This window comes from Luteimicrobium xylanilyticum, from assembly GCF_009429125.1.
Classification (GTDB): domain Bacteria; phylum Actinomycetota; class Actinomycetes; order Actinomycetales; family Cellulomonadaceae; genus Luteimicrobium; species Luteimicrobium xylanilyticum.
In genome coordinates, this window is sequence record NZ_CP045529.1 from 2,603,211 (window position 1) to 2,613,770 (window position 10,560).

Sequence of the window (10,560 nt, forward strand, 5' to 3'; positions counted from 1 at the left end):
CATGGAACTCACCACCCTGTGGTTCGTCATCATCGCCGTCCTGTGGACGGGCTACCTCGTGCTCGAGGGCTTCGACTTCGGCGTCGGGATCCTCCTGCCGATCCTCTCCCGCGAGCGCGACCCCGAGATCCGCGACAAGGAGCGCCGCGTCGTCATCAACAGCATCGGGCCCGTCTGGGACGGGAACGAGGTGTGGCTGCTCACCGCGGGCGGCGCGACGTTCGCGGCGTTCCCCGAGTGGTACGCGACCCTCTTCTCGGGCTTCTACCTGCCGCTCCTGCTGATCCTGCTCGCGCTCATCGTGCGCGGCGTCTGCTTCGAGTACCGCGGCAAGGTGTCCGACCCCGGGTGGGCCAGGTGGTGCGACCGCGGCATCGTGTTCGGCTCGTGGCTGCCGTCCATCCTGTGGGGCGTCGCGTTCGCGAACCTGGTGCGCGGCGTCGAGCTCGACCAGGCCCACAACTACGTCGGCGGGTTCTGGGCCCTGCTCAACCCGTTCGCCCTGCTGGGCGGCCTCGTGACGCTCACGGTCTTCGTGACGCACGGCGCGGTGTTCCTCGCGCTCAAGACGCGCGGCACGATCCACGAGCGAGCCCTGCGCGTGGCCCGCCCCATGAGCGTCGTGACGCTCGTCGTCGCGGGCGCATGGGCCCTGTGGGCCCAGCTCTCCTACTCGCGCAACGACTGGACCTGGGCGGCGGTGGCCGTGGCCGCGCTGGCGCTGGTCGCGCTCGTCGCGACGGTGTGGCTGGACCACGAGGGCTGGGCCTTCGCGTTCTCGGCGGTGGCGATCATCGCGGCGGTCGCCCTGATCTTCGGCTCGATGTACCCGAACGTCATGCCCGCGCACGACGCCGCGAACTCGCTCACCGTCGACAACGCGAGCTCGACCCACTACACGCTCGTCATCATGACGTGGGTCGCCGTCGTGCTGACGCCGCTCGTGCTGCTCTACCAGGGCTGGACGTACTGGGTGTTCCGCAAGCGGCTGACGGCCGAGGCGATCCCCGACCCGATCGGCCTGACGCTGCGTGCCGCAGCCTTCGACGACGCCCCCGCGGGCCCGGCCGCGTCCGGCAGCACCTCGCCCCGGTGAAGCCGCTCGACCCCCGCCTGCTCCGCCACGCGCGCGCGGCACGGGGGTACCTCGCGCTGACCACCGTGCTGGGGGTCCTGGCCGGGGCGCTCGTCGTCGCGCAGGCCGTCCTGATCGGCGAGACGCTCGGCCGGGCCGTGCACGACGGCGCCCGGCTGGGCGAGCTGGGCCCGCGGCTGGCCTGGCTCACGGCGGTGGTCGCGGCCCGGGCGGCCGTCTCGTGGTGCCAGGAGCGCTTCGCGGTGCGCGCCGCGGCGAGCACGGTCGCGGAGCTGCGCGAGGCGCTCGTCGTCCGTGCGACGGCCCTCGGCCCCCGGTGGCGCGGGTCGGCGCGCGGGACCCGGTTGACGACCCTCGCGACGACCGGCCTCGACGCGCTCGAGCCGTACTTCGTGCGCTACGTGCCGCAGCTCCTCCTGACGGCCGTGGTCACGCCGCTCCTCGTCGTCGTGGTCTTCGGGCTGGACTGGGTGTCGGGGCTCGTCGTCCTCGTGACCCTCCCGCTGGTCCCGCTGTTCATGGTGCTGGTCGGGCGGCTCACGCAGGGCGTCGCGGAGCGCCGGCTGGCGTCCTTGCAGCGGCTCGGCTCCCAGCTCCTCGACCTGGTCGCCGGCCTCCCGACGCTCCGTGCGTTCGGCCGCGCCGAGGGGCCCCGTGAGCGGGTCCGGGCGCTCGGCGACGCGAACCGGCGCGCCACGATGGGCACGCTCCGGATCGCCTTCCTGTCCGGCATGGTCCTCGAGCTCCTCACGACCCTCTCGGTCGCGATCGTGGCGGTGGCCATCGGGCTGCGCCTCGTCGACGGCCGCCTGGACCTCGTGACCGGGCTGACGGTGCTGGTCCTCGCCCCCGAGGTGTACCTGCCGCTGCGCCAGGTCGGGGCCCAGTTCCACGCGTCGACCGACGGGATCGCGGCCGCGAACGCCGCGTTCGAGGTGCTCGAGGAGCCCGTCCCGGCACGAGGTGTCGCGACGACCGACCTCGCTGGCGCACGGTTGACGCTCGAGGACGTCTCGGTCGAGGCGCTCGGACGCGGCGTCCTGGCCCCGGCGCACCTCTCGCTCGGGCTCGGGGCCGGCGAGGCCGTGGCCCTCGTCGGGCCCAACGGGGCAGGCAAGTCCACGGCCGTCCAGGTCCTGCTCGGGCTCGTGCCCCCCACGAGCGGCCGGGCCGCGGTCGCGCCCGTCGGTCAGGGGGAACCGGTCGACGTCGGCGACCTCGAGCCGGAGGCGTTCTGGACCCAGGTGGCCTGGGTCCCCCAGCGCCCTCACCTCGCTCCCGGGACGATCCGCGAGGCCGTGCTCGGAGCTGCGCCTCCCACCTTCGACGACGACGCACGCCTGGCCGAGGCGGCCCGGCTCGCCGCCCTCGACGAGGTCGTGGCGTCGCTTCCCGACGGTTGGGAGACGCGCGTCGGCCGGGGCGGCCTCGGGCTGTCCGTGGGACAGCGGCAACGCGTCGCGCTCGCGGCCGCGCTCGTCTCGAGGCGACCGGTCGTCGTGCTCGACGAGCCCACCGCCCACCTGGACGACGCGAGCGAGGCGGCCGTCGTCCGGACCGTGCGCGCGCTGCGCGACGAGGGAAGGGCCGTCCTCGTCGTGGCCCACCGACCGGCGCTCGTCGCGGCCTGCGACCGCACGGTCGAGGTCCGCTCCGCGCCGCTGCCACGGGTCGCCGCGGTCCCGGCACAGGTGCCGGCATGAGCGGCGCCGACCGTTCCCGGGACCCGCTGCGGCGTGCCGTCTCGCTGCTCGAGGTCCCCTGGCGCCGGGTCGCGGGCGCGGTGACGCTCGGCACGCTCGCGCTCGGCTGCGCCGTCGGGCTGGCTGCGGTCGCGGCCTGGCTCATCGCTCGCGCGTCGCAGCAGCCGCCCGTGCTCGTGCTCTCCGTCGCGACGGTCACCGTGCGCGCGTTCGGCGTGGGCCGCGGGACGCTGCGGTACGTCGAGCGGCTCGTCTCCCACGACGTGGCGCTGCGCGGCGTCGTCTCGCTGCGCACCACGCTCTACGCCCGCCTCGCCGCGGGACGGCCCGAGGCCGTCGCGGCGCTGCGCGAGGGCGACCTGCTGGCGCGGACGGGTGCCGACGCGGACGCCGTCGGGGACGTCGTCGTGCGGGTGCTCGTGCCGGTCGGCGTCGCGGCGTGCGTCTCGCTCGTCGCGGTCGCGATCGTGGGTGCCCTGCTGCCCGAGGCGGGGCTCGCGCTGCTGCTCCTCCTGCTGGTCGTCGGCGTCGGTGCCCCGTGGCTCGCCGACCGGGCCGCCCGCGAGACCGAGCGACGTTCGGTCGAGGCCCGCGCCGACATGGCGGCCGCGACGCTGGACGTCCTGGGCGACGACGGCTCCCTCGCCGTCTCCGGCGCGCTCGGTTCCCGGCTCGACGACCTGCGCCGCTCGGACCGCGCGCTGACCGCGGCGACCGACGTCGGTGCCCGCACCTCCGCGACGTCGGAGGCGATCCAGACGGCAGCGACGGGCGTCGCCGTCGTCGTCGCGCTCCTGCTGGGTGTCCCGGCCGTGGCGTCCGGGCGGCTTTCGCCCGAGGACCTCGCCGTCGTCGTGCTCACGCCGCTCGCGGCGTTCGAGGGCGTCGGCGCGCTGCCCGCCGCGGCCGTCCAGCTCCGGCGCTCGCGCACCGCCGCGGCGCGCATCATGGCGCTGCTCGACGGCGCAGCACCCGACCCCGGCGCGCCGCGGCCGGTCGCGGTCACGCCCGCTGGTCCGGACGCTCCCGTGCTCGCGGCGAGCGTCCTCGCCTGCGGCTGGCCCTCGCGCCCCGACGCGGCCGTGACGGGACTCGACCTGGAGCTGCACGCGGGCCGTTCGCTCGCCGTCGTCGGGCCGAGCGGGGTCGGCAAGACGACGCTCCTCCTGACGCTCGCCGGTCTGCTCGCGCCCGCCGGCGGCCACCTCGAGCGGCACGCCGAGGCGTCCTGGACCGCCGAGGACGCCCACCTCTTCGACACGACGGTGCTCGAGAACCTGCGCGTGGCGCGGGGCGACGTGACCGAGGACGAGGCGCACGAGGCGCTCGTCGCCGTCGGGCTGGGGCCGTGGCTGGCTGCGCTGCCGGCGGGCCTCGGCACGGTCGTCGGGCCGGGTGGTGACGCGGTGTCCGGGGGTGAGCGTCGTCGGCTGCTGGTCGCGCGGGCGCTCGTCTCGCGCGCCCCGGTGCTCGTGCTGGACGAGCCCGCCGAGCACCTCGACCCCGACGGGGCCGACGCGCTCGTCCGGACGGTGCTCGGGCTCACGGCGCACGGGCGGACCGTGGTGCTGGCCACCCACCACCGTGGGGCGCTGGACGCAGCGGACGCCGTCCTCGCCCTCGACCGCGAGCACGTGGCCGCGCCCTAGCCGTACGGCCGTCTCCTGCCGCCGTGTCCGCTTGACGAGCACGCTTTTCCTGACAACGATGTCAGCGTTCGCTCTTCACCCGCTCGACGAAGGAGTCCACGCGATGAGACGCTTCACCCCGCCCGAACGGCCGCCCGCCCGGCGGCGCCGAGGGATCGCGGCCGGCGCACTCGCCCTGGCCGCGACCACGGCCGCCACGCTGAGCCTCGCCGGCCCGGCGGACGCCCAGGCAGCGGCCCACGGCACCCGCTACGTGACCGACCCCGCCTCGACGGTCAGCACGCTCGCCGGCACCGGCACGGGCGGCGACACGGTCGGGTCGATCAACAACTTCCCGGGACCGTCGGTGCCGTTCGGGATGGTCCAGTTCTCCCCCGACAACCCCGGCACCGGCCAGGGCTACTACTACGGGAACAGCACGCTCCGGGGCTTCGGCCTCGACCACGCGTCGCAGGGCTGCGGCGCGCTCGGAGACTTCCCCGTCCTCCCGACCACGACCAGCATGGCCGCGAGCGCCCAGCCGTGGACCAAGACCGAGTCCTACACGCACGACGGCGAGGAGGGCTCGCCCGGCTACTACAGGCTCGTCTCGAAGGACGCCGCCGGCTCGAGCATCACCTCCGAGCTCACGGCGAGCACGCGGACCGGCGTCGCCACCTTCACCTTCCCCGAGGGCACGACGCCGTCGCTCACGTTCCGCTCCGGCGTCTCCAACAGCTCGACGCGCTCGGGATCGCTCAACGTCAACCCCAAGACGGGGATCATCACGGGCTGGACGAAGTCCGGGAACTTCTGCGGCAAGAACAACAGCTACACGGCGTTCTTCGCCGCGAAGGTCGACCAGGGCTTCGCGTCGTACGGCGCGTGGGACGAGTCGAAGGGCTCGGTGACCGTGGGTGACGGGTCGCACGACGCCGAGGTCGCGAACACGAAGGCGGGCGGCTACGTCTCCTTCCCGGCCGGCACCAGGACCGTCCACCTGAAGATCGCGCTGTCGTACGTCAGCACCGACAACGCGATCCTCAACATGAACACCGAGGTCCCGACGCCCGGCGCCGCGGCGACCGGCACGAAGGCGTACGCCTCGTGGGACGCCGCGTTCGACGGCGTCCGCACGGCCGCGCACGACACCTGGAACGACGCGCTGGGCAAGGTCCAGGTCAGCGACACCGCGTCCGCGACCGAGACCAGCACCTTCTACCACTCGCTCTATCGCTCGCTGCTGCACCCCAACACGTTCGACGACGTCAACGGCCAGTACCTCGGGTTCGAGAAGAACCCCGTGGTGCACGACGTGTCCGAGCACCCCGCGGCGGACGGCCGGGCCCGCCACCAGTACGCGTACTTCTCCGACTGGGACACCTACCGGACCCTCGCCCCGCTGCAGGCCATGCTCTTCCCGGACGAGGCGTCCGACATGGCGCAGTCGCTCGTGAACGACGCCGAGCAGAGCGGGTCGTACCCGCGCTGGGCGTTCGCGAACGCGGGCACCAACCAGATGAGCGGCGACAACCCCGCGGCGCTGATCGCACAGACCTACGCGTTCGGCGCCCGTGACTTCGACGTGTCCACCGCGCTCGACTTCATGGTGAAGGGCGCCGTCGGGCCCGATGCCGGGAAGAACACCGGCGGCACGAACGACCAGGCCGTCGAGCGGTTCGGCGCCGAGGTCTACAACGAACGGCACTATGCGCCGCAGACCAAGGAGTTCCAGACGGACCACGCGGTCACGGGAGGCTCGATCACCGAGGAGTACTCGATCGACGACTTCGCGGTCGGGCAGCTCGCGAACGCGCTCGGCCAGAAGAAGGTCGCGCGGACCTTCCAAGCCCGGTCGAGCTACTGGCAGAACCTCTTCAACCCGACGACGCGCTACGTCTCGCTGCGCGACGCGTCGGGCGCGTTCCCGACGGGCGACGGCCTCACGATCCCCGACGACTTCGGGTACCGCGGCCGCATCACGGGCTTCGGCTCGGTGGGCTACGACGAGGGCAACGCGGAGCAGTACGTGTGGCTGGTGCCGCAGAACGTCAAGGGCCTCGTGACCGCGCTCGGCGGCAACGACGTGGTCGCCGCGCGCCTCGACGACTTCATGACCCACGGTCTGAACGTCGGCGCGAACGAGCCCTACATGTGGGCGGGCAACGAGCCCGACTTCTTCGTGCCCTGGCTCTACAGCTACGTCGGCAAGCCGTGGCGCACCTCGGAGGTCGTCGACGAGATCCGGACGACGCTCTTCGGCACCGAGCCCGACAAGGCGGAGCCCGGCAACGACGACCTCGGCGCGCAGTCGTCCTGGTACGTCTGGGCGGCCCTCGGGCTCTTCCCGACGACGCCGGGCACGGACGTGCTCACGGTGAACGCCCCGGCGTTCGACGCGGCACGGATCCACCTCGGCGACGGCCGCACGGTCGCCGTGACCGCGGCGGGCGCGAACGAGGGCAAGCGGTACGTCCGTGGCCTGAGCGTGCAGGGCTCGCGCACGAACGCGACCTACCTGAAGCTCAGCGACGTCGAGCGCGGCGGCGACATCACCTTCACGCTCGGGAAGCAGGCGAGCCGGACGTGGGGTACGCGCGCGGCCGACGCGCCGCCGTCGTACGGCCAGGGTTCGGCGACGCTGGCGCTGCACGCGACGCCGGACGACCCGGCCGTCCGGCCCGGGTCGTCGACCCGCCTCACGGTCGACGTCCAGCGGTTCGTGCCGACCGGCCGAAAGGTCCGGGTCAGCGCGACGAGCGACGTCGCGGGCATCCGGGTGACCTCCGGCACCGCGACGCTCGACCACACGGGTGCCGGCTCGACGATCCTCACCCTCCGGGTGAAGGCAGGCGTGGCCGACGGGTACTACCCCGTGCACCTGTCGGCGAAGGTCGGCGGGACGACCACCCGCACGGACCTGACCGTCCGGGTCGCGGCGAAGGGCGGGCTCCTGGACGCCACGACCGTCGTCGGGACCTCGTCCGAGGACGCGGTGAACGGGAGCTTCGACGGCGCGGAGAACACGTTCTCGCGCGACTCGCTCGCCTCGGTGGGTCTCACGCCGGGCTCGACGACGAAGCTGTCGAACGGCACGACGCTCACCTGGCCGTCCGCGCCCGAGGGCTTCCCGGACACCGTCGCGCCGTCCGGGCAGACCGTGCGGCTCTCGAAGCCCGCGCGCACGATCTCGTTCGTCGGTGCCGGGATCAACGGCGGCGGGAAGGGCACGGCGACGGTCCGGCTGAGCGACGGGTCCACCGCCACGGCGGACTTCTCGTTCGGTGACTGGGTGCTGCCGTCGAGCACGGGCGACAAGTCGGACGGCACGCTCGAGCCCGTCTACGGGAACTCGGTGGTCGCGTGGACCCCGGTCCGCAACGCGAGCTCGTCCGACCCGGGCGCGTACGTGTTCGCGACCACGCCGTACACGGCGCCGGCCGGGACCAAGGTCGTCTCGGTGACCCTGCCGACGACGGACAAGGCCCGGGTGTTCTCGATCGCCCGACGCTGACGCTGCACGACACGACGGCGGCCGGTCCCTCGACGGGGGGCCGGCCGTCGGCGTCTGCCGGGGCCTCGAGGCCCGGACCCGGGCAGGTGGTGTCCGGGGTCGGACAGCGTGCGCCCGAGTTCGGGCCGAGGAGCGGAGGGAAACGGGCAGGTCCGGGCGCCCCGTCCGGCGTCGAGCGCGACGTGTGAGCGCGAACACGCCTGTCAGCGCCCATGAAGACGCAGCACGGCGCCCCATGGCGACCGGGCGGAAACCGGACATCGAGGCGCCCGGAAACCCACTGGACCCGGTCGGCCGACCGCGGTGAGATGGGGCACTGACGGGGTGACCCGGATCACGTCGACGACGACGAAGGAGGCGATGGCGCGATGGGACAGCTCACGGGCGACGAGCGGAGACGCCTCATCCTCGAGACCCTCCGCAGCGCCGGCCACACGCCCGCCACGCGGCTGGCCGAGAACCTGGGCGTGGCGCCCGAGACCGTCCGGCGGGACCTCACCACGCTCGAGGGCCACGGGCTCGTCCGAAGGACGCACGGCGGCGCGTACCCGGTCGAGGGTGCCGCGTTCGAGACCAACCTCGCCGCTCGCTCGAACGCCTGGGTCGCCGAGAAGCAGCGGATCGCCGCCGCGACCGTCGAGCACCTCGGGCCCACCGAGTCGCTGTTCCTCGACGAGGGATACACGCAGCAGCTCATCGCCGAGGAGCTGGTCCGCTCGGGTCGCGTGCTCACCGTCGTGACGGCGTCGCTCCCGGCCGCAGCCGCCCTCGCCGCGTCGCCGACCATCGAGGTCGTGATCCTGGGAGGCCGGCTGCGGCCGGGCACGCTCGCCCCGGTCGACCACTGGACGACGTCCATGCTCGAGCAGTTCGTGATCGACCTCGCGATCCTCGGCGCGAACGGCATCACCCGGGACAAGGGCCTCACCGTCCCCAACGGCGCCGTCGCCGCCGTGAAGTCGACGGCGCTCCAGGTAGCCCGGCGCAAGGTCTTCGTCGGGGCCCACCACAAGTTCGGCATCACCAGCTTCTGTCGCTTCGCCCAGGTCACCGACTTCGAGGCGCTCATCACCGACACGGGCCTCCCCAGCAGCGAGGCCCATCGCTACGCCGCGCTCGGACCACAGGTGATCCGAGCCTGACCGTCGTCGGCCCCGGCCGACCTCTCACCACCCGACTCACGGACGTGGCGCCGCCACGCCCCTCCCCTCGCACACCCTCGGACCGCCTGGGGTGCGCGCACCACGAAAGGACCTCACCATGCGACGGACCTCTCTCGCCCTGGCAGCGGGCTGCGCCGCAGCCCTCGCCCTCACCACCTCGGCCTGCGGCGCGGGCGGAGGCGGCGGGGGCGGAGGCGGCAGCGACTCGATCAACGTGCTCATGGTCAACAACCCCCAGATGCTGGCGCTGCAGAAGCACGTCGGCGAGTTCGAGAAGAAGACCGGCATCAAGGTCCACTTCACGGTCAAGCCCGAGAACGACATGCGGAACCAGGCCGCGCAGGACTTCCAGAACCAGTCCGGCCAGTTCGACGTCGCGACGCTGTCCAACTTCGAGATCCCCATCTACGCCAAGAAGGGCTGGCTCTGGTCGCTCGACGACATCGACGCGTACAAGAAGGACACGTCGTTCGACCAGTCCGACATCTTCCCGTCCATGACCAAGGCGCTGAGCAGCGACGACAAGCTCTACGGCGAGCCGTTCTACGGCGAGTCCTCGTTCCTCATGTACCGCAAGGACGTGCTCGCCAAGGCAGGCGTGACGATGCCCGAGCACCCCACCTGGGACCAGGTCGCCGCAGCGGCCGCCAAGGTCGACGGCGCGGAGAAGGGAATGAAGGGGATCTGCCTGCGGGGACTCGCGGGCTGGGGCGAGAACGTCGCGCCGTTCACGACGGTCGTCAACACGTTCGGCGGCACCTGGTTCGACAAGGACTGGAACGCCCAGGTCGACGCACAGCCCTTCAAGGACGCCGCGACGTTCTACACGAACCTCGTCAAGGAGCACGGCGAGGCCGGCGCCGCACAGGCCGGGTTCGCCGAGTGCCTGACCGCGCTCACGCAGAGCAAGGTCGCCATGTGGTACGACGCCACGTCGGCCGCGGGGAGCCTCGAGGCCCCCGACTCGCCGGTCAAGGGCAAGATCGGCTACGCCCAGGCCCCCGTGAAGGAGACCGACGCGTCGGGCTGGCTCTACACCTGGGCGTGGGCCATCCAGAAGAAGTCCAGCAAGCAGGACGACGCCTGGAAGTTCATCTCCTGGGCGTCCGGCAAGGACTACCTCAAGACCGTCGGCGAGTCCGACGGCTGGTCGACCGTCCCCGCGGGAGCGCGGGAGTCGCTCTACAAGAACGCCGACTACCTCAAGGCGGCAGGCCCGTTCGCGGACGCGACCCTCACCGCGCTCGAAGCGGCCGATCCCGACGACCCCGGCACGCAGCCTCGCCCGGCCCCCGGCATCCAGTTCGTCGACGTGCCCGAGTTCACCGACCTCGGCACCAGCTTCGGCCAGGACCTCTCGGCGGTGATCGCGGGCCAGAAGAGCGTGGACGCGGCGCTGGCCGCGGGTCAGAAGGCGGCGACCGCCGTCGGGAAGAAGTACCAGGGCAGCTGACCC

At 73.0% G+C, this 10,560-nt stretch carries 6 protein-coding genes; all 6 read left to right on the plus strand.

The window, feature by feature from the left end; genetic code table 11:
- The first annotated feature begins 1 nt into the window (after position 1).
- The 6 genes from cydB (at position 2) to KDY119_RS11620 (ending at position 10,557) form a co-directional block, all read left to right on the plus strand.
- On the plus strand, positions 2-1,096 hold the full coding sequence (gene cydB / locus KDY119_RS11595) for a cytochrome d ubiquinol oxidase subunit II (RefSeq protein ID WP_036949466.1): 1,095 nt from the start codon (positions 2-4) through the stop codon (positions 1,094-1,096).
- Positions 1,093-2,799, plus strand: coding sequence for a thiol reductant ABC exporter subunit CydD (cydD, locus tag KDY119_RS11600; RefSeq protein ID WP_153022337.1), 1,707 nt, complete (start codon positions 1,093-1,095; stop codon positions 2,797-2,799). Before cydB ends, cydD begins: the two co-directional genes overlap by 4 nt.
- On the plus strand, positions 2,796-4,448 hold the full coding sequence (gene cydC, locus KDY119_RS11605) for a thiol reductant ABC exporter subunit CydC (RefSeq protein WP_153022338.1): 1,653 nt from the start codon (positions 2,796-2,798) through the stop codon (positions 4,446-4,448). The genes cydD and cydC overlap by 4 nt, the downstream gene beginning before the upstream one ends.
- A gap of 103 nt (positions 4,449-4,551) precedes the next feature.
- Positions 4,552-7,941, plus strand: a complete 3,390-nt coding sequence (locus tag KDY119_RS11610) for a GH92 family glycosyl hydrolase (protein ID WP_153022339.1) — start codon at positions 4,552-4,554, stop codon at positions 7,939-7,941.
- A gap of 368 nt (positions 7,942-8,309) precedes the next feature.
- Complete coding sequence (locus KDY119_RS11615) at positions 8,310-9,083, plus strand: DeoR/GlpR family DNA-binding transcription regulator (protein WP_036949456.1); 774 nt, start codon at positions 8,310-8,312, stop codon at positions 9,081-9,083.
- Between the two features lie 118 nt (positions 9,084-9,201).
- Positions 9,202-10,557, plus strand: a complete 1,356-nt coding sequence (locus KDY119_RS11620) for an ABC transporter substrate-binding protein (protein WP_036949453.1) — start codon at positions 9,202-9,204, stop codon at positions 10,555-10,557.
- Positions 10,558-10,560: the final 3 nt, after the last annotated feature.

Bases quoted from the DNA above. Each gene is read 5' to 3' on its own strand.
- KDY119_RS11620 (WP_036949453.1), top strand. From the start codon at position 9,202: ATGCGACGGACCTCTCTCGCCCTGGCAGCGGGCTGCGCCGCAGCCCTC.
- KDY119_RS11610 (WP_153022339.1), top strand. From the start codon at position 4,552: ATGAGACGCTTCACCCCGCCCGAACGGCCGCCCGCCCGGCGGCGCCGA.
- cydB (WP_036949466.1), top strand. From the start codon at position 2: ATGGAACTCACCACCCTGTGGTTCGTCATCATCGCCGTCCTGTGGACG.
- cydC (WP_153022338.1), top strand. From the start codon at position 2,796: ATGAGCGGCGCCGACCGTTCCCGGGACCCGCTGCGGCGTGCCGTCTCG.
- KDY119_RS11615 (WP_036949456.1), top strand. From the start codon at position 8,310: ATGGGACAGCTCACGGGCGACGAGCGGAGACGCCTCATCCTCGAGACC.